This is a genomic window from Kitasatospora saccharophila, assembly GCF_039529925.1.
Lineage (GTDB): Bacteria > Actinomycetota > Actinomycetes > Streptomycetales > Streptomycetaceae > Kitasatospora > Kitasatospora saccharophila.
Genome location: NZ_BAAANS010000016.1, coordinates 72664 through 90894 on the forward strand (window position 1 = coordinate 72664; position 18231 = coordinate 90894).

17 protein-coding genes are annotated in these 18231 nt (G+C 77.4%); 7 read left to right on the forward strand and 10 right to left on the reverse strand.

Annotation, left to right across the window (positions count from 1 at the left end):
• Positions 1 to 4 precede the first annotated feature (4 nt).
• From ABD345_RS14100 to ABD345_RS14110, 3 genes are all read left to right on the forward strand, one after another.
• Entirely contained in the window at positions 5 to 3148 is a 3144-nt protein-coding gene (locus tag ABD345_RS14100; RefSeq protein WP_344552372.1) for an FtsX-like permease family protein, read from the forward strand.
• Positions 3149 to 3222: 74 nt separating this feature from the next.
• The gene (locus ABD345_RS14105) at positions 3223 to 5931 is read left to right on the forward strand and encodes a hypothetical protein (protein ID WP_344552373.1); all 2709 of its coding nucleotides are present in this window, start codon (positions 3223 to 3225) and stop codon (positions 5929 to 5931) included.
• A gap of 52 nt (positions 5932 to 5983) precedes the next feature.
• On the forward strand, positions 5984 to 6967 hold the full coding sequence (locus tag ABD345_RS14110; RefSeq protein ID WP_380271617.1) for an ABC transporter ATP-binding protein: 984 nt from the start codon (positions 5984 to 5986) through the stop codon (positions 6965 to 6967).
• A 134-nt stretch (positions 6968 to 7101) separates the two neighbouring features.
• On the opposite strand, the gene ABD345_RS14115 is transcribed toward ABD345_RS14110, so the two are convergent.
• The 7 genes from ABD345_RS14115 to ABD345_RS14145 form a co-directional block, all read right to left on the reverse strand.
• On the reverse strand, positions 7102 to 7425 hold the full coding sequence (locus ABD345_RS14115; protein WP_344552374.1) for a hypothetical protein: 324 nt from the start codon (positions 7423 to 7425) through the stop codon (positions 7102 to 7104).
• Complete coding sequence (locus ABD345_RS14120; RefSeq protein ID WP_344552375.1) at positions 7422 to 7889, reverse strand: hypothetical protein; 468 nt, start codon at positions 7887 to 7889, stop codon at positions 7422 to 7424. Before ABD345_RS14120 ends, ABD345_RS14115 begins: the two co-directional genes overlap by 4 nt.
• A gap of 23 nt (positions 7890 to 7912) precedes the next feature.
• Positions 7913 to 8368, reverse strand: a complete 456-nt coding sequence (locus tag ABD345_RS14125; protein WP_344552376.1) for a peptidase inhibitor family I36 protein — start codon at positions 8366 to 8368, stop codon at positions 7913 to 7915.
• Between the two features lie 11 nt (positions 8369 to 8379).
• On the reverse strand, positions 8380 to 8982 hold the full coding sequence (locus ABD345_RS14130; protein WP_344552377.1) for a hypothetical protein: 603 nt from the start codon (positions 8980 to 8982) through the stop codon (positions 8380 to 8382).
• Positions 8970 to 9479, reverse strand: coding sequence for a hypothetical protein (locus ABD345_RS14135; RefSeq protein ID WP_344552378.1), 510 nt, complete (start codon positions 9477 to 9479; stop codon positions 8970 to 8972). Before ABD345_RS14135 ends, ABD345_RS14130 begins: the two co-directional genes overlap by 13 nt.
• Before the next feature lie 344 nt (positions 9480 to 9823).
• Positions 9824 to 10258, reverse strand: a complete 435-nt coding sequence (locus ABD345_RS14140) for an NUDIX hydrolase (RefSeq protein ID WP_344552379.1) — start codon at positions 10256 to 10258, stop codon at positions 9824 to 9826.
• A gap of 87 nt (positions 10259 to 10345) precedes the next feature.
• Positions 10346 to 10522 carry a hypothetical protein gene (locus ABD345_RS14145; protein ID WP_344552380.1) on the reverse strand — a complete coding sequence of 59 codons (177 nt, stop codon included), beginning with the start codon at positions 10520 to 10522 and terminating at the stop codon, positions 10346 to 10348.
• 35 nt (positions 10523 to 10557) lie between these two features.
• Here ABD345_RS14145 and ABD345_RS14150 point away from each other — a divergent pair, with 35 nt between their 5' ends.
• Together ABD345_RS14150 and ABD345_RS14155 are read left to right on the forward strand one after the other, a co-directional pair.
• On the forward strand, positions 10558 to 10704 hold the full coding sequence (locus ABD345_RS14150) for a hypothetical protein (protein WP_344552381.1): 147 nt from the start codon (positions 10558 to 10560) through the stop codon (positions 10702 to 10704).
• A 656-nt stretch (positions 10705 to 11360) separates the two neighbouring features.
• Positions 11361 to 12569, forward strand: coding sequence for an ArsB/NhaD family transporter (locus tag ABD345_RS14155; RefSeq protein ID WP_344552382.1), 1209 nt, complete (start codon positions 11361 to 11363; stop codon positions 12567 to 12569).
• 40 nt (positions 12570 to 12609) lie between these two features.
• Here the strand turns inward: ABD345_RS14155 and ABD345_RS14160 are convergent, their stop codons facing one another.
• Positions 12610 to 13698 carry a zinc-binding dehydrogenase gene (locus tag ABD345_RS14160; RefSeq protein ID WP_344552384.1) on the reverse strand — a complete coding sequence of 363 codons (1089 nt, stop codon included), beginning with the start codon at positions 13696 to 13698 and terminating at the stop codon, positions 12610 to 12612.
• Between the two features lie 182 nt (positions 13699 to 13880).
• Between ABD345_RS14160 and ABD345_RS14165 the strand changes: the two genes are divergently transcribed.
• Entirely contained in the window at positions 13881 to 14558 is a 678-nt protein-coding gene (locus ABD345_RS14165; RefSeq protein ID WP_344552385.1) for a TetR/AcrR family transcriptional regulator, read from the forward strand.
• A 149-nt stretch (positions 14559 to 14707) separates the two neighbouring features.
• Positions 14708 to 16021 carry a TIM44-like domain-containing protein gene (locus ABD345_RS14170; protein ID WP_344552386.1) on the forward strand — a complete coding sequence of 438 codons (1314 nt, stop codon included), beginning with the start codon at positions 14708 to 14710 and terminating at the stop codon, positions 16019 to 16021.
• Positions 16022 to 16081: 60 nt separating this feature from the next.
• On the opposite strand, the gene ABD345_RS14175 is transcribed toward ABD345_RS14170, so the two are convergent.
• Together ABD345_RS14175 and ABD345_RS14180 are read right to left on the reverse strand one after the other, a co-directional pair.
• Complete coding sequence (locus ABD345_RS14175; protein WP_344552387.1) at positions 16082 to 17635, reverse strand: multicopper oxidase family protein; 1554 nt, start codon at positions 17633 to 17635, stop codon at positions 16082 to 16084.
• Positions 17632 to 18111, reverse strand: a complete 480-nt coding sequence (locus ABD345_RS14180; RefSeq protein WP_344552388.1) for a hypothetical protein — start codon at positions 18109 to 18111, stop codon at positions 17632 to 17634. The genes ABD345_RS14175 and ABD345_RS14180 overlap by 4 nt, the downstream gene beginning before the upstream one ends.
• Positions 18112 to 18231: the final 120 nt, after the last annotated feature.

The window sequence follows — 18231 nt, forward strand, 5'->3', positions numbered from 1 at the left end:
AGCGATGACCGGCTTCGTCGTGCGCCGGCTGCGCGGGCGGCTGCCGCTGGCCGCGGCCGCGCTGCTGACCGTGCTGATCACCACCTCGGTGCTGACCGCGCTGGTCGCCTTCGACCGCGGGGCGGCGGAGGCCGGACTGCGGCGCGCGCTGCAGGGCGCGGGCGCGACCCGGGCGACCGTGCTGGTGGGCGGCGACCGCCCGGCGGCAGACCGCTCCCGGGACGACGCGGCGGTCGCCGACTACGCCCGCGGGCTGTTCGGCCCGCTGCCGGTCGACGTGGAGAGCGTGGCCCGCAGCCGCTCCTACGGCCTGCCGGGGGCCGCCGACCGGCCCGACCTGACGGTGCTGGCCGCCCTCGACCGCGACCGCGCCTCGCTGCTCTCCGGCAGCTGGCCGACCGGCGGCACGCCCCTCGTCCAGGCCGCCGTCCCGCAGAACGCGCTGGCGGGCCTGGGCCTGGACGCGGCGGTGCTGCCCGCCCGGCTGGAACTGACCGACCGCTTCACCGGCGCGCCGCTGGCGGTGGAGGTGACCGGCGTCTACCGGGCCGCCGACCCGTCCGACCCGTACTGGCGCACCGACCCGGCGGCGGGGCGCGGCGTGCAGGTGCTGGCGTACACCACGTACGGGCCGCTGCTGGTGGACGACGCGGTGTTCACCTCGGGCGCGGTGGCGCAGGCGAGCCGCGGCTGGCTGCTGCGGGCGGACTTCGCGGGGCTCACCCCGGGCGCGGCGGCGGCGCTGCGCGAGCGGGTCGCCCCGGCGGGGGCGGCGCTGGAGCGGGACGCGGCGCTGACCGCGGGCACCGAACTGGACGTGCTGCTGGGCGAGTTGGAGTCGGGCGCGCAGGTGGCGCGTTCGACGCTGCTGGTGGGCGCGCTGCAGTTGGCGGTGCTGGCGGGCGCGGCGCTGCTGCTGGTGGTGCACCTGCTGGCGGACCGGCAGGAGGCGGAGAACCGGCTGCTGCTCTCGCGCGGCGCCTCGCGCGGGCGGGTGGGCGCGTTCGCGGCGGGCGAGGCGGTGCTGCTGGCGGTGCCGGCGGCGCTGCTCGCGCCGCTGCTGACGCCGTGGCTGGTGCGGCTGCTGGCGGCGACCGGTCCGCTGGCGGGCGCGGGGCCGGACGGCGCGCTGCCGTGGCTGGTGTGGCCGGTGGCGGTGGCCTGCGCGCTGGGGTGCGTGCTGCTGACGGCGCTGCCGCCGCTGGCCCGTTCGGCGGGTGCGGCGGTGCTGCGCCGGGCCGGGCGGCGGCAGGCCCGGGTGTCCTCGGTGCTGCGTTCGGGCGCGGACGTGGCGCTGCTGGCGCTGGCGGTGGTGGCGTACCGGCAGCTGGCGCGGTACTCGGGGGTCTCGCACGGGGTGGATCCGCTGCTGGTGGTGGCGCCGACGCTGGCGCTGTGCGCGGGCACGGTGCTGGTGCTGCGGCTGCTGCCGCCGGTGTCGCGGCTGGGCGAGCGGTGGGCGGCGCGGACGACGGGGCTGGGGTCGGCGCTGGCGGGCTGGCAGTTGGCGCGCCGTCCGGGCCGGGCGGCGGGGCCGGTGCTGCTGCTGGTGCTGGCGGTGTCGGTGGGGATGCTGGCGATCGGCCAGCGGGCGTCCTGGTCCGGGTCGCAGCACGACCGGGCGGCGTTCGCGACGGCGGGCGGTCTGCGGATCACCGCCTCCTCGCTCCCGGCGGCCGGGCAGGGCGGCGTCTACGCGGCGCTGCCGGGCGGGGAGCGGATCGTGCCGGTGGCCCGGCGGGACGTGCCGCTGCCGCAGGGCGCGGCGGCGACGGTGCTGCTGCTGGACGCGGGGCGGGCCGCCGCGCACCTGCCGGTGCGGGCCGACCTGTTCGGCGGGCGGGACGCGCGGCAGGTGTTCGGCCCGCTGGCCTCCACCGCGCGGGGCGGCGTGCCGCTGCCGGAGCGGGTGGAGCTGGACGTCACGGCGCAGGGGTCGCCCGCGCTGTCGCTGCTGGTGCGCGACCGCTTCGGGCTGACCTACCCGGTGGCGGTGCCGGCGCTGACCGGCGGCGCGCAGCACGTGGGCGTGGACCTGGCGGCGGACGGTCCGAACGGGCGCCTGGCGGGCCCGCTGACCCTGGTCGGTCTGGCGCTGGAGGTGCCGGGGTCGGCCGGGCGGCTGAGCGTGGACCGCCTCTCGGCGGCGGCCGCGCCCACCGCCGACTGGTCGCTGGACGGCTCGGGCGGGTCGGGTGCCGCGGGCGCCTCGGGTGCCGCGGGCCGTTCCGGGGGTTCCGGAGGCTCCGGCGGCTCCGGCGCGACGGTCACCACCGGCGCCGACCGGCTGCCCTCGGTGTCCTGGCCGGCGGCCTCCGGCGGGTCCCGGCACCTCGTGCTGGCCCCCGCCGACCTGCCCGCCGCGCCGGAGCTGTCCGCGGTGGCCACCGAGTCGTACCTGGCGGCGGTGGGCGCGAAGGTCGGCCAGCAGGTCCCGGTGCCGTTCGGCACGGTGACCCTGCAGGCGCGGGTGACGGCGGCGGTGGCGGCGCTGCCCGCGACCGAGGGGCCGGGCGTCGCCCTGGACCTGGCGGCCGTCGACCGCAACCTGGACGCGCGCGGGGAGCCCGCCGCGGCCCCGTCCGAGTGGTGGCTGCCCGCCGCCGGGGCGGGGGACGACGCCCCGCGCCGGGCCGCCGCCGAGTTGCGCGCCGCGCCGTTCGCGCAGCGCGCGCTGGAGCAGGAGGCGGTCGCGGCGGCGCTGCGCGGCGAGCCGCTGGGCGCGGCCCCGCAGTCGGCGCTGGCCGCGCTGGCGGTGGCGGCGGTGGTGCTGGCGGCGATCGGCTGCGCGGCGTCGGCGGCGGGTGCGGTGGCGGAGCGGGCCCGGGAGTTCGCGGTGCTGGCGGCGCTGGGCGCGCCGCGGCGGCGGCTGCTGCGGACGGTGGCGGCGGAGCAGGGCGTGCTGGCGGTGCTGGGCGTGGGCACCGGTCTGCTGCTGGGCACCGCGCTGGTGCACCTGGTGGTGCCGCTGGTGGTGCTGACTCCGGCGGCGGCCCGGCCGCTGCCGGCGGTGCTGGTGCGGCTGCCGCTGGGGCAGGTGGCGGCGCTGGCGGTGGTGACGGCGGCGGCGCTGCTGCTGCCGGCCCTGCTGGTGGGGCGGCGCGGGCGCGACCTGGGTGCCCGGCTGCGCGGCGTGGAGGAGCCGTGAGCGTGCCGTCCCCGTCGAAGCGTTCCACCGTCCGCCCCGTCCGCCCTGTCCGACCCGTCCGACCTGGAGGAGATGTGAGCACCCCGCCCGCCGTGGCGCCGTGGGTCCGCACCCGGCTGCGCGCGGCCCGGGCGTCGGCGTGGCTGACGGCGGCGCTGGTGCTGGTGGCGGTGTTCCTGGCGGCGGCGCTGCCGCGGGCGCTGGACCGCAGTGCGGACGGTGCGCTGCGCGAGCAGTTGCGGGCGGCCGGCCGGGACGGCGCGGTGGTGACGGCGACCTCGCTGCGGCTGGGCGCGCAGGGCGGCGGTTCCCCGGCCCGGCAGTTGGACGTGCTGGCGCAGGAGACGGTGCGCCGGCTGTCGGGGCCGCTGCGGCCGACCGGGCTGGGGGCGGTGTACGGCTCGACCACGCTGGCGGACCGTTCGCTGCCGGGCCCGGAGCTGCCGCGTCCGAACGGCATGGCGCCGGTGCTGGGTCTGGCGTACCTGCACGGGGTGGACGGCCGTTCGGCGCTGACGGCGGGCCGCTGGCCGGCCGCGACGGACGGCGCGGACTTCGAGGTGGCGCTGTCGGAGCGGGTGGCGCGGACCTTCGGGGTGTCGGTGGGCGCGGTGCTGGACGCGGGCACGGACGCCTCGCTGTCGCCACCGAAGCACTTCCGGGCGACGGTGGTGGGGCTGTTCGCGGCCGCCGATCCAACCTCGCCGTTCTGGGCGGGCACGGACTGCCTGGTCGAGGCGTGCCTGAGTTCGACGGTCGCGCTGGGCGAGCGGACCCAGTACTGGCGGGCGGCGGCCCTGGTGGGGCCGGGCGAGCTGGCGGACCTGGGGTTCTGGTCGGGCAAGTCGCCGCAGGACTTCGTCCGGGTGCCGGTGGACGTGTCGGCGGCGCGGGCCGACGAGCTGCCGCAGTGGCGGGCGGCGGTCGGTGCGCTGACCGGCGGCCCGCAGCGCACCGAGTTGCAGGTGGCCTCGGAGCGGCCGGACCTGCAGGTGCGTTCGCAGCTGTCGGCGCTGCTGGAGACGGCGGCCGGGCGGCGGGCGGCGGTGGCGCCGCTGGCGGTGCTGGGCCCGGCGGGCGCGGCGGGGGTGGCGTTGACGGTGCTGCTGCTGGCGGCGGCGCTGGCCGGTGAGCGGCGGGCGGGCGAGTTGCGGCTGCTGCGGGCGCGCGGGGCTTCGCGCGGCGGGGTGCTGCGGCGGCTGCTGGGCGAGGGCGCGGTGACGGTGCTGCCGGCGGCGGTGCTGGGCACCGCGGCGGCGCTGGTGCTGCTGCCCTCGCCGCGCTGGGGCGGGTCGGTGCTGGCGGCGGGCGTGGCGGCGGCGGTGGCGCTGCTGGTGTTCCCGGTGCGGGCGGCGCTGTTCCCGCGGGCGGGTGCGGCGGCGGGCCGGCGGCGGGTGGTGGCGGAGCTGTCGGTGCTGGTGCTGGCGGTGGCGGCGGTGGTCGCGGTGCGCCGGCGCGGGGTGGCGCCGGCGGGCGGGGGCGTGGACCTGCTGCTGGTGGCGGCGCCGCTGCTGATCGCGCTGGCGGGCGCGGTGCTGCTGGCCCGGGTGCTGCCGCTGCTGGTGGGCGCGGCCTCGCGCGGGGCGGCGCGCCGTCCGGGGGCGGTGGGTTTCCTGGCGCTGGCGCGGGGCTCGCGTCCGGCGGTGCTGCCGTTGCTGGCGCTGCTGCTGGCGGTGACCACGGCGGGTTTCGGGGCGACGGTGCTGTCCTCGGTGGACGCGGGCCGGCTGCGCGCGGTGCGGGCGGAGACCGGCGCGGACGCCCGGGTGACGGCCCGGACGGTGCTGCCGGACGGGTTCGCCGGGGCGGCGGCCGGGCTGCCGGGCGCCCGGGCGGGCGTGTCGGCGTGGGCGGACCGGGCGGCGTCGGTGGCCGCGCCGGACGGGACGGTGCTGTCGGGCGTGACGCTGCTGGTGGTCGATCCGGAGCAGTACGCGGCGCTGGCCCGCCGCAACGGGCAGCCGGAGGTGGCGGCGGGCGCGCTGGCGGGCGGCGGGGCGGACGGGGTGCCCGCGCTGGTGACGCCGGGGCTGGCCGGGCGGCTGGGGACGGCCTCGCACCCGCTGCACACCGGCCAGTCGGTGCTGTCCTTCCGGCTGGCGGGGACGCTGCCGGCCGGGGGTGCTCCGGCGCTGGGCACCGGTGAGGCGGTGGTGCTGCCGGTGCGGCAGGCTTCGGCGCTGGTCCCGTCGCTGGCGGCGGCCAACCTGTGGCTGGGCTCGGGCGAGCTGCGCGCGCCGCAGTTGCGGGAGCTGCTGGGGCGGCTGGATCCGGCGGCGGCGCCGGAGGGCGGGGCGTACGCGGTGCGCACGGGCGCGGAGGAGGTGGAGCGGCTGGCGGCGGATCCGCTGCAGCGTTCGGCGGCCCGGGTGTTCGCCTGGTCGGTGGCGGCGGCGGGGGCGTTCGCGGTGCTGGCGGTGCTGCTGACGCTGGTGCGGTCCGGTCCGGAGCGGGCGGCGGTGCTGGCCCGGCTGCGCACGATGGGGCTGCGGCCCCGGCAGGCGTTGGCGGTGGTGCTGCTGGAGTCGCTGCCGACGGCGCTGGGCGCGGCGGGCGCGGGCGGCCTGCTGGCGGTCGGCGCGGCGCTGCTGCTCGGTCCGGCGGTGGACCTGTCGGCGCTGGTGGGGCTGCCCGCTCCGGGCGGCGTCTCCCCGTCCGTGCGGGCGGCGGCGACCTGGTCGCTGGCGCTGGCGGCGCTGTTCGCGGCCACCGTGCTGGTGGAGGCGCTGGTGTCGGGCCGCCGCCAGATCGCGGTCGAGCTCCGGGCCGGGGAGGACCGCTGACCTCCGGCCCCCTCGCTGTCCCCCGTCCCGACTTCCTTGCAGGAGGAGAACGTTGAGCACCGAACCCACTTCCGGCGGCCCGGCCGTCCCGAGCCTGGACGAGCTGCGCGGCCGGGCCCTGGCCGCGGCCGCGCCCCGGCGCTACGGGGCGGACGCGGCGATCGCCTGCGACCGGGTGGTGAAGATCTTCACCGCGGACAAGGTGGAGGTGCAGGCGCTGCAGGGCCTGGACCTGACGGTGGACCGGGGTGACCTGGTGGCGCTGGTGGGCGCGTCCGGCAGCGGCAAGTCGACGCTGCTGAACATCCTGGCGGGTCTGGAGACGCCGACGGCGGGTTCGGCCCGGGTGGACGGCTGCGACCTGCTGGCGATGTCGGCCAAGGAGCGGCTGCGCTACCGCCGCGAGGTGGTGGGTTTCGTCTGGCAGCAGACCGCCCGCAACCTGATGCCCTTCCTGACGGCGGCGCAGAACGTGGCGCTGCCGGTGCAGCTGCGCGGCGGGCGTTCGACCCCGGCGGCGGCCCGGCGGCGCGGGCAGCGGGTGGCCGAGCTGCTGGAGGCGCTGGAGATCGGCGATCTGGCGCACCGCCGCCCGGCCGAGCTGTCCGGCGGGCAGCAGCAGCGGGTGGCGATCGCGGTGGCGATGGCCAACGACCCGTCGGTGCTGCTGGCGGACGAGCCGACCGGCGAGTTGGACACCGAGACGGCGGCGGGCGTCTTCCACGCCTTCCGGACCGTCAACCGGGAGCTGGGGGCGACGGTGGTGATCGTCACCCACGACCCGATGGTGGCGGGCGAGGTGCGCCGCTCGGTGGCGATCCGGGACGGCCGCACCGCCAGCGAGGTGCTGCGCCGCACCGAGGTCGACGAGCACGGCACCGAGACCACCAGCGAACGCGAGTACGTGATGCTCGACCGCACCGGCCGGGTCCAGCTCCCGGCCGCCTTCCTGGCCGCCCTCGGCATGGAGCACCGGGTCGCCGCCGACCTCGCCGCCGACCACATCGCGCTGCGCCCCGACGATCCGGGGCACTGACCGCTGACGGCTCGCCGAGGGTCGGCTGCGGACCGCTGACGCCCCGGCGGCCGGGCGGGGGCGCGGGGCCGACGGGGCGTCACGGTACGGGGCGTGCGGCACGGGGTGCGCGGCGGGTGGCGCGCGGTGCGGGGTCAGCTGCCGGGGAGTTGCCGCTTCAGCAGGAGGTTCCACCGGTCGGCGCCGTCCTCGTTGACGGGGCCGACCGCCTCCCAGCCTTCCGCGCCGAGTCGTTCGAGGTCGCCGACGGTGCGGCCGCCGGGCTGGACGACGGCCCAGCGGTACTCCCAGCGCGGGGCGACGGTCCGGGCGGCGCCCGGTGCGGGGTCGGCGAGGGCGGCGGCGGTGGTGCCGACGGCGACCGCGGCGGTCGCGGCGGCGGTGGCGGCCAGCCGCAGGTGGCGCGACCGGGTGGGGCGCCGCGGGGGCCGGTTCGCGCTGCTGCCGTTCCCGGTCACTGGACGGTGACCTCGAAGGCGACCTGGGCCCGTTCGCCGACGGCGGCGGTGACCAGGTCGGGGCCGGGCGCCCCGGCGGCGCTCAGCGCGGGGGCGAGGGCGTACCCGTCGGCGTCGGTGACGGCGTCCGCGTCGGCGCCGCCGTCGGGGAACTTCAGGCCGGATCCGGGGGCGGAGAAGTGCACGGTGGCGCCCGGTACGGGGTGGCGGTCGCCGTCGACGGCGCGCACCTTGAGCCGGACGGGCGCCTGCTGTCCGGCGGGCACCCGCTGGCCGTCGCCCTCGACCGCCCACAGCCGTTCGGCCCGGGCGCCGGGGTCGGCGGCGGCGACGGTGGCGGCCGGGGCCGGGGCCGGGGTGGCGCGCACGGGCGAGGAGTGCGCCTGGGTGCTGGTGGCGGTGAGGACGGCGGCCGCGGCGAGGGCGGCGGCCGCGGCGGCGGCGCGCCGGTGGAGGGGGTTCATGCGGCTCCTGGAGCAGGATCGGTTCAGCACGGGCGGAGCGACTTGAGGGCGTCGTTGTAGGCGTTGCCGGAGGCGGCGGGGGCCATCGCGGTGGCGGTGCCCGCGTAGTCCTTGCCGGGGTACCAGCAGTAGGCGACGGGCGAGTTGTTGACCCAGGCGGAGATGCCCTCGGCGCCGGTGAACCGGGAGCCGTCGGGGAGTTCGAGGCGTTCGGTGTCGGTGAGTTCGGTGCCGGGCAGCAGGGCGACGGCGGCGTGGTCGTAGTGGACGCCGTCGTAGAGGCAGACCCAGCCGGCCGGGCAGTCGACGTGCCGGGCGGCGCGGCTGTCGCCGTTGAGGACGTGCACGCCGGGCGGGTTGCTGACGCCGGTGGTCCGGACGGGGGGCGTGGGGGCGGGGCTGGCCAGCGCGGGGGTGGCCAGGGCGGGGGCGGCGCCGAGCAGCAGGGCGGCGGCGAGGGCGAGCGGGCGTGGGCGCATCGGGCGGTTCCTCACTTGGAGTTGGGGAGTGTCTCGGTCCAGACGGCCTTGCCCCGGAGCGGGGCCTCTTCGGTGACCGGGCCGATCCGCTGGTAGCGCCGGGTCCGCTTGTCGCAGTCGAGGATCCGCTCGTAGGCGCCGGTGACCTGGACGGATTCGAGGCCGACGTAGCGGATGTAGCCGACGCCGGGCCCGGCGGTCAGCCGGAGCTCGGTCTCCTTCTCGATCGCGTTGCTCTCGGTGACCGAGAAGCCGTGGTCGGCGCCGAGAGCGGCCTGCAGGCCGGCGGAGAAGGCCCGGAAGCCGGCCCCGGCCTCGGCGCCGGTCGAGAGCCCGAGGTCGGCCTGGCGGGTGTAGCTGCGGCTGAGGGCCTCCTTCGTCCGCACGGTCCGCTCCATCGGGACGGTTCCGTCGCGGTTGTCGAGGGTGAACTCGTCGGCGACCTCCCGTTTGAAGACGGGTTCGCCGTCGGGTTCGAAGTGCCACTGGCCGTCGCACTGGACGGTGGACTCCTGCGCCCCGGCGGGCGGGGCGGCGGCCAGCGGGGCGGTGGCGGTGAGCAGCACGGCGGCGGCGAGGACGCGCCCGGGGCGCCGGGGGGTCAGGAGTTCCACGGCGTCCCCAGCAGTCGGAGGGCGGTGGCCTGGTCGGTGCTGTCGGTGGTGTACCAGACCTGGGCGTCGGAGCCCTTCTTGATGGCGAAGTCGGCGTACACGGTCTGCTGGGGCTTGATCTGCCGCCAGATGACGTCGCTGGTGCCGCGCAGGGTGGCGGCGCACTTGGCGGGGTCGGTGTTGGGGGACCTGCCGCCGTCGCAGTCGTAGACCACCAGGGAGAGGTCGGCGGGGGCGCGGCCGGTGTTGGTGTAGGTGAGGCGTCCGCCGGCGGCGGTCTCGCACCAGGTGACGGTGCCGCCGGTGACCGGGAGGGCGGGTCCGGCGGCGCCGGTGCAGACCGGGTCGGCGTCGCGGGCGGCGGGCGGCATCGCGGCGGCGGCCGGGCCGGGGGGAACGGCGGGGGCGAGGGCGGGGGCCGGGGCGGCGGCGGTCAGCGCGAGGACGCTCGCGAGGACGGCGAGGGCCGCCGGGAGGCGGCGGGGTGTGCGGGGCATGTCTCTCCTGATCGGGTCCTGCCGGGGTGGGGCGCCCGTGGGACGGGACGGCCGCCGAACCGATCGACGGTCACTCTCAGTCATCACCAGGGCGGTGGCCCGCCTATCGCTTCGTTGACGCACTGTCACCCGATCGGACAGCACCCGGCCCCGCCCGGGGGATCCGTCCCGCTCGGGCCGGTGACGGAAGGTCAGCAGCCGGCCGGGCGCGAGCGGAGCGGCCGGTTCGCGGCCGTCGGACGGGGGGTGTCCGCCGGATCCCGGCCTGCCGCGGTCGACGGCATCCCCCGGGCCCGCCGGGTACCGCACCTCGCCGCAGGACCCGCGCCGCCCCTGGTGGGCGGTCAGGCCCTCGGCAGGCGGTCGAGGATCTCCCGGTGGTGGGGGCTGAGCTCCGGGAGGGCGTCGAGCGGTGCCCAGCGGTGGGCGTCGTGCTCGGTGAGCGTGACGGGGGCGCCGTCGGGGACGGTGGCGGTGTAGGCGAACTGGCGGGCCCGGACGCCGGCCCGGCCGGTGAAGTCGGCGGCGTGCAGGTAGGCCAGGGGGAGGCCGGTGAGGCCGGTCTCCTCCGCGAGTTCGCGGGCCGCGCCGGCCCGCGGCGCCTCCTCGGGGTCGAGCGAGCCGCCGGGGATCTCCCACCGGCCGCCCAGGTAGTCGCCCGGCTGGCGCCGGACCAGCAGGACCCGCCCGCCCGCGTCCAGGACGGCCACTCCGCCCAGCAGCGCCTCGATGCCGTCGGCCCGCGCCTGCCGGACCAGCTCCGCGTGCTCCGCCTCCATGCCCCGCTCCCCCGGTTCGTCCACCCGTCCCGCCGACCCTATCGACCCCCGCCGACACTCCGTCGGCCGCCGGGTCCGGCCGCCCGCTCAGCCGCGGCCGAGGTGGGCGAGCACGGCGCGGACGCGGCGGTGGCCGCCGCCGGTCGGGGGGAGGTGGAGCTTGGCGAAGATGTTGCCGATGCGCTGGTGGACGGCGTTGTCGGTGATGACCGGCCGGGCCGCGATGGCCGCGCCGTCCTCCCCCTCGGCCCTCAGGGCCGGCACCTCGCGTTCGCGCGGGGTGCGCCGGACGGCCGTTCGTGGCCACGGTGGTGCTGCAGCTCTCCGCCGAGGGCCGGATCTCGCCGGACGACCCGGTCGAGCGCCGGGGTCCGGTTCGCCGGGCCCAGGGCGGCACAGGCCGACGACGTGCCGGCGCCCCCGGCCACGCCGCCTCGTACTGGTGAGCGCCGGACGGCAGCAGGCCCGCCCAGCCGTCGGGGGGCACCGGGCAGGGTGGCGGAGCCGTCCGGACGGGGGACGCCCCGGCGGATCCGACCGGTGCGGACGGACCGAGCAGGCGCCGACCGGCAGGCCGGGACAGCCGCCGGACCGGTGGGACCAGGCCGTCGAGCTCACCCCGACCCCTGCGGGTGATCGCGCGCCGCCCGGGCAGCGCGGGCGGGCGTCCCGGCGGCCGCCGCTCCTCGCCGCCACCGGCGGACAGCGAGCCCTCCGAACGGGGACGGCCGGTGCGGGCGGACCGAGCAGGCGCCGACCGGCAGGCCGGGACAGCCGCCAAGCCGGTGGGACCAGGCCGTCGAGCTCACCCCGACCCCTGCGGGTGATCGCGCGCCGCCCGGGCAGCGCGGGCGGGCGTCCCGGCGGCCGCCGCTCCTCGCCGCCACCGGCGGACAGCGAGCCCTCCGAACGGGGACGGCCGGTGCGGGCGGACCGAGCAGGCGCCGACCGGCAGGCCGGGACAGCCGCCAAGCCGGTGGGACCAAGCCGTCGAACTCACCCCGACCCCTGCGAGCGTTCACGCATCACCCGGGCAGCGCGGGCGGGCGTCCCGGCGGGGCCGTGTCGATCCTGCTGGGGCGACTGTGCGACCCTGGCACCCGTGCTCGCGTACTGGCCCGCCGTTCGGCGGCTGCACCCGCTCGACCTGCTGGCCGGCGGGCTGCTCGCCCTCGGCCTCCTCTTCCTCGCCACCGGTCTGCTCCCGGCGGACTCCGCCGGGGCGGCGGTGCAGCGGGTCGCTCCGCTGCTCGCCTTCCTCGCCTCGGTGATCGTGCTGGCCGAGCTGACCAGCGCCGCGGGGGTGTTCGACGTGATCTCGGCCCGGGTGGCGCGGGCCGGCCGGGGCAGCTACCCGCTGCTGTTCGTGCTGTGCGTGGGGTTCGCCGCGCTCACCACGACCGTGCTGAACCTGGACACCACCGCGGTGCTGCTCACCCCCGTGATGCTGGCGCTCGCCTCCCGGGTGGGGATCGCGCCGCTCCCGCTGGCGATGACCACGGTCTGGCTGGCCAACACGGCGAGCCTGCTGCTGCCGGTCTCCAACCTGACCAACCTGCTGGCCGCCGACCGGGTCGCGCTCTCCAGTGCCGGGCTGGCCCGGGCGATGTGGGCGCCGCAGCTGGCCGCGCTGCTCGCCACCGCGGCCTGCCTGTGGGGGTTCTACTGGCGGCGCGGGCGGCGGGGCGCGGACGGCTACCTGCCGCCGGCCGTGCAGCCGCCCGCGGACCGGGTGCTGTTCCGGATCTGCGCGCTGGCCTGCGCCGGGTTCCTGGTCTGCAGCCTGGTGGCCGCCGTCCCGCTGTGGGCGGCCTCGGGCGGGGCGGCGGCGGTGGCCGTCGCGGCCTACGCCGTGCGTCGCCCGGCGGCGCTGCGCGCCTCGCTGGTGCCCTGGCGGCTGCTGGTGATGGTCCCCGGGATGTTCCTGGTGGTGCAGACCGTGGACGCGCACGGCCTGCACCGGCTGCTCGCCTCCGCGATCGGCACCGATCCGGGGACGGTGGGCATGTTCCGCGCCTCGGCGGTCGGCGCGGGCCTGTCCAACCTGCTCAACAACCTGCCGGTCTACCTGGCCGGCGAGGCCGCCGTCCCGCCCGGCAACCACCAGCAGCTGCTGGCCCTGCTGATCGGCACCAACATCGGCCCGCTGATCACCCCCTGGGCCTCGCTGGCCACCCTGCTCTGGTACGAGCGCTGCCGCTCCGCGGGCCTGCGGGTGCCGCTGCGCAGCGTGGCCGGCACCGGAGCCGTCCTCGCGGTCGGCGGCGTGGCCCTGGCCACCGCGGCGCTGGCCCTGACGGGCGGCGCCTGAGGCTCCGGCCGGAACCGCCTCCGGCCGGGTCCTCGGGGGGTCAGGAGAAGTCGGTGATCACGACGCGCGCGGTGCTGCCGTCCTTCAGCGACTCGTAGCCGGCCTCGATGTCGGCGAGGCCGATCTCCTTGGAGACCAGGTCGTCGAGGTTCATCCGGCCCTGGAGGTACATCGAGGCGTAGAAGGGGATGTCCCGCTTGAGGTGGGAGGAGCCCATGTAGACGCCCTGCACCTTCTGCGACTGGGAGAGCGCGACCAGCGCGGAGACCTCGACGCCCGCGTCGCTGCCGCCGACGCCGATCAGGTAGAGGCCGCCGCCCTTGCCGAGCATCCGCAGGCCCTGGGTGGTGACGGGGCGGGCGCCGACGAAGTCGAAGACGTGGTCCGCGCCGCCGCCGGTGATCTCGCGGACGGCCTCGACCGGGTCGGCCGTGCGGGAGTTGACCACGTGGGTGGCGCCGAACGCCTTGGCGCGCTCCAGTTTGGCGTCCTCGATGTCGGTCACGACGATGGTGCCGGCCCCGGCGATCCGGGCGCCGCTGACGGCGTTCATGCCGACGCCGCCGGCGCCGATGACCACGACCGTGTCGCCCTGGCGGACGTCCGCGCTGTTGAGGACCGCCCCGGCGCCGGTGAGCACGCCGCAGCCGATCAGTGCGGCGGGGGCCCAGGGCATCTCGTCGGGCACCACGGCGAGCTGGTTCTCGTGGACCAGCACCTCCTGCGCGAAGCCGCCCAGGCCCATGCCCTGGGCCACCGGCGCGCCGTTCCGGCTCAGCCGGGGGCCCTGGTCGGGCGTGCGCAGCGTGGCCTCGGGGCGCAGGCAGATGTGGGTGCGGCCGCTGAGGCAGTTCACGCAGGAGCCGCAGTACTGGATCAGGCTGCCGACCACGTGGTCGCCGACCTGGACCTGGGTGACCTGCGGCCCCACCCCGGTGACCAGGCCGGCCACCTCGTGGCCCAGGACGACCGGGAACTCGCCGCCGATGAACGTGGCGACGCTCAGGTCGGAGTGGCACAGGCCGGAGGCCCGCACCTGGACGCGGACCTCCTGCCCGATCGGGTCGGCGAGGTCGATCTCCTCCACGACGAAGCCCTGGCCCAGGCCCTTGGTGACGGATGCCTTCACGGTGTTGCCTCTTTCGTCCGTACGTCCGCCCCGCCGACGTCGCCGGGCGCGGTCGTGGCACGCCCGGTTCGGGAGGTTTCGGGCCGCTCCGCCACTTCCCCGAGTGTGGCACCGGATCACCGAAAAGAAAAGAGACACCTGTCGATAAGTGCATGTCAGAGTAGGTACGATAAACTCCCCCCGTGTCAGGAAAGCCCCCCGAGCAGCCGCTCCCCCAGCCCGCTCCCCCACCCCGGCCCGCTCCCCCGGCCGACGACGGCGCGGAGCCGCTCGACGCCCGGGTCCGGCGCACCCGGGACCGGCTGCGGGAGGCCGTGCTGCGGCTGGCCTCCGCGCGGCCGGTGGAGGAGATCGCGGTGGCGGACCTGGTGCGCGAGGCGCGCGTCAACCGCACCACCTTCTACAAGCACGCCGCCAGCCCGGCGGCCGTCCTGGAGCAGGTGCTGTACGAGGAGCTGGACCGGCTGCGCGCCGACTGGATCGCCGACGTCCTGGCGGGCGGGCTGCCGGTGCCGGTCGTCTGGGAGCGGGCCTCGAACGCGCTGCTCGACCACCTGGAGCGCCACGACGCCCTCTACACCACCGGGCTCGCGGGCCACCGCAGCGCGGCCCTCCACCAGCTGCTGGTCGACCACTTCACCGTCTCGGTGGCCACCCTGCTGGAGCGCGACCCGGCGGCCGTCCCCGGCCGGGACGGCCCGCTCGCCTGGCGGGTCGAGGCGAGCAGCCGCTTCCTGGCGCACGGCGAGGTCGGCATCGTCGAGGCCTGGCTGTCCCTCCCGGCCCCGCGCGAGCGCCACCTGTTCGTGTCCGCCGCGACCGCCCTGCTGCCGTCCTGGCTGGTCTCCCGCCCGCGCTGACCGGCCCCGGGACCGGCCCCGCACCGGCCGCGGGCCCGCACGGCTCCGCCCCCGAACGGTCCCCCCGGGCCTCCCGGCTTGTAGGCTCGCGGGGAACAGCTCTGAAATCTTGAAGGGGGAACCCGGTGCGCGCCTGTCGCTGGATAACTGTGGTCGGTGGAGTCGTCGCGCTGAGCAGCCCGACGCTCGCGTACGCCCGCGGCGGGGGCGGCAGCCACGGGTTCAGCGGCGGCGGCAGCCACAGCGGCGGCGGCGGCAGCCACGGCTCGTCCGGTGGCGGCTTCGGCTTCGGCCACGGGGTCGGCTTCGGCTACGGGGCCGGTGGCGGCGGGTTCCTCGCCCTGCTGATCATCGTGCTCCTGGTGGTCCTGTTCCTGTGGATCAGGTCCCGGCGCCGGAAGGCGAAGCAGGGCTCCGACCTGAACACCGTGTCGGACCGCACGGCGCACCGCGCCGACGAGCAGGCCCGCGAGCGGGCCGTCCAGGTCGGGGCCCGGGTCGACGCCCTCGCCGAGACCGATCCGACCTTCGAGCGCGGCGCGCTGGAGGCCCGGGCCGCCTGGCTGTACACGACCGCCCAGCAGGCGTGGACCCGCAACGACCACGCGATGCTGCAGCAGATCCTGTCCCCGGTGCTCTACGGCAAGTGGGCCGAGGAGCTGCAGGACTACGCCTCGCGCGGCGAGGTCAACGTGGTGGAGGTCCTCTCCGGTCCGGTGGTCGAGCTGGTCGACCTGGCGAACCGCACCGGCGAGGTGAACGACACCGTCACCTTCCGGATCACCGCGACGCTCAACGACTACGTGCGCACCGGCTACGGCTCGGACTCGGCGCGCAAGGACGGCTCGACCCGCCCGGTCGAGTACTGGACGCTGCGCAAGAACCAGGCCGGCGAGTGGATCGTCTCCTCGATCGAGCAGGCGGCCGAGGGCGCGCACCACCTGACCAACGCGATCGAGACCGACGGCTGGGACCAGCGGGAGGTCGCCCGCGAGGCGGTGCTGGAGGTGGCCGGGCGGACGGCGGTCCGGGGCGCGGGCGACATCCTCTCGCTCACCAACGTCTCGTGGAGCGCGGACGCCGACGCCGCCGTCGGCGACCTGAGCGTGCTCGACGGCCGGTTCGACCGGGCCGTCCTGGAGGTCGCCGTGGAGCGCTTCCTGGAGGAGTGGGTGATGAACGACGGCAGCCTGGACTTCACCCCCGTGCGCACGCCCAACCGGACCGTGATGCGCGAGGCCGCGATCAAGTCGGTCACGGTGCGCTCGCTGCTCTCCCGCGAGCCGATCGCCTTCCGGGTCGCGGTCGCCGCGGAGGGCGTCTACTACGAGGTCGACCGGCGCACCGAGCAGGTGCTCCGCGGCGACGCCCGCACCCGCCGGCCGCTCGCCTTCGCGTTCGACCTGCGGATGGACGACGCCTCGGCCGACACCTGGACCGTGGTCGCCGCCACCGCGGAGTAGCCCGCCCCGCTCCCCCGGCCGGCAGGCGCCGTCCGGCCGGGGGTGTCCGCGCGGGGGCCGCTACTCGGTGGTGGTGAACTCGGCCATCATCGCCATGTCCTCGTGCTCCAGGTTGTGGCAGTGCACCAGGAAGCGCCCGGCGTAATCGGTGAACCGGACGGCGACCTCGACGCCCTGGGCGGGCAGCACGTCGACGGTGTCCTTCCAGCCGGCGTCGTTGCCGCCGGGCCCGCCGCCGGCCCGGCCGAGCACCTGGAACGGGTCGAGGTGCAGGTGGACGGGGTGGTGGAAGTCGGTGACGAAGCGCCAGACCTCGATCTGGCCGAGCCTGGGCGCGGCCAGCGAGCGGCCGGGCCGGTACTCCTGGCCGTTGACGGTCCAGTGCTGCTTGCCCTTGTGGAAGACGAAGGTGCGGGTGTTGACGGCCTTCGCGGGGTCGAGGCGTTCGACGGTGGCGAGCTTCCCGGGGAGGCGGAAGCCGTCCTCGGCGGCGGAGCCGACCTCGAAGGCCATCACCTCGCCGGCGGGGCCGTCGCCGAGCCGGTTGCGCAGCCGCACCCGCGTCCCGGCGGGGTAGCGGGAGAAGTCGACCAGCACGTCGCAGCGTTCGGCGGGTGCGAGGTCCACCGAGTCGTGGCGCAGCGGGCGTTCCAGCAGTCCGCCGTCGGAGCCGATCTGCACCAGCGCCCCGCCGCCGGACGGCTGCGGGTCCAGGGCGAGGCGCAGCCGTCGGGCGTTGGAGGCGTTGAGCAGTCGCAGCCGGTACCAGGCCCGGTCGACCCGGGCCAGCGGCCAGGGCGCGCCGTTGACCAGCACCACGTCGCCCAGTACGCCGTTCATGTAGGCGTCCGGCACGCCGGGGGCGCCGCCGGGGAGTTCGGGGTAGGCGAAGGAGCCGTCGGCGGCGAACGAGCGGTCGGCGATCATCAGCGGCAGTTCGCGCGGGCCCTGCGGCAGCCCGAGCGCGGCCTCCTCCTCGTCCCGGACCAGGTGGAACCCGGCCAGGCCGCGGTAGACCTGCGGGCCGGTGAAGCCCATGGTGTGGTCGTGGTACCAGAGCGTGGCGGCGCGCTGCGCCATCGGGTAGGTGTGCTCGCGCTGCGGCAGGACGGTGGCGCCCTCCGTCCCCGGCGGGCCCGCCATGCCGGCCATGTCGTGCTGCCCGGTGCCGACCAGGTCGAGCGGGTAGCCGTCGCTGTCCTGCGGGGTGTGGCCGCCGTGCAGGTGGACGGCGGTGGGGCGGGGCAGTTCGCTGCGGTGGGTGATGACGGTGCGCCGGCCGCTGCGGGACTCGACGGTCGGGCCCGGGAAGGTGCCCTGGTAGCCCCAGACCTCGGTGTCGTGGCCGGGCAGCAGCCGGGCGGTGGCGCGGCGCGCGGTGATCTCGTAGTAGTCGGCGCCGGCGTCGCTGCGGACGGGCCGCAGCACGGCGGGGACGGGCAGTTCGACCGCGTGGCGGGCGGGCAGCGGTAGGGCGCTGCGCAGCAGTCTGCCGGGCTCGCCGCCGGGCAGCAGCCGGTTCATCAGCGGCGGCAGGCCGACGGCCGCGCCCAGTCCGAGCGCGGCGACGCCGCCGGCGCCGAGCAGTTGGCGCCTGGTCAGCGGCCCGCTCATTCGGCACCCGCCTCGGTGCCGACGGCGGTCCCGGCCTTCGCCTGCGGCCCGGTGACGGCGTCGGGGTCGGCATCGGCGGTTCCGGCCCGGGCCTTGAACGCCTCGACGGCGAACTTCTCCGCCATCACGAACACGCCGACGCCGAGCGGGACGTGCAGCAGCAGGATCCGCTCGTCGCCGAAGGCGTACTGCACGATGCACAGCAGGGTGAGCACCCCGTACTGGACGGCCGGGCCGCTGGGGCCGCGCGAGAGGCTCCGGACCAGCAGGCCCGCGACGGCGGTCAGCAGGGCCGTGCCGGACAGCGCCATCGCGGTCTGCCGGTGGGCGTCCAGCAGCGGGTAGTAGCCCTGCAGGAATCCGCCGGCCAGGAACGGCATGAGCAGGGCCAGCAGGGCGGTGAGGCCGGCCGTCACCCGGAGGGCGATCAGCGGCCAGCGGGGTGGTTCCCGGAACTCGGACATGGCATCCCCCATGATCGAAATGATTCGCGATCCTACGGTCCGCGGACCGCCGGGGCCGTCTGCTTTTCGAGGAGTTCGCGCGCTCGCCGACCGGGCCCCGTTCCCCGGCTGGTCCGGAGGCCGCGCGGGGGC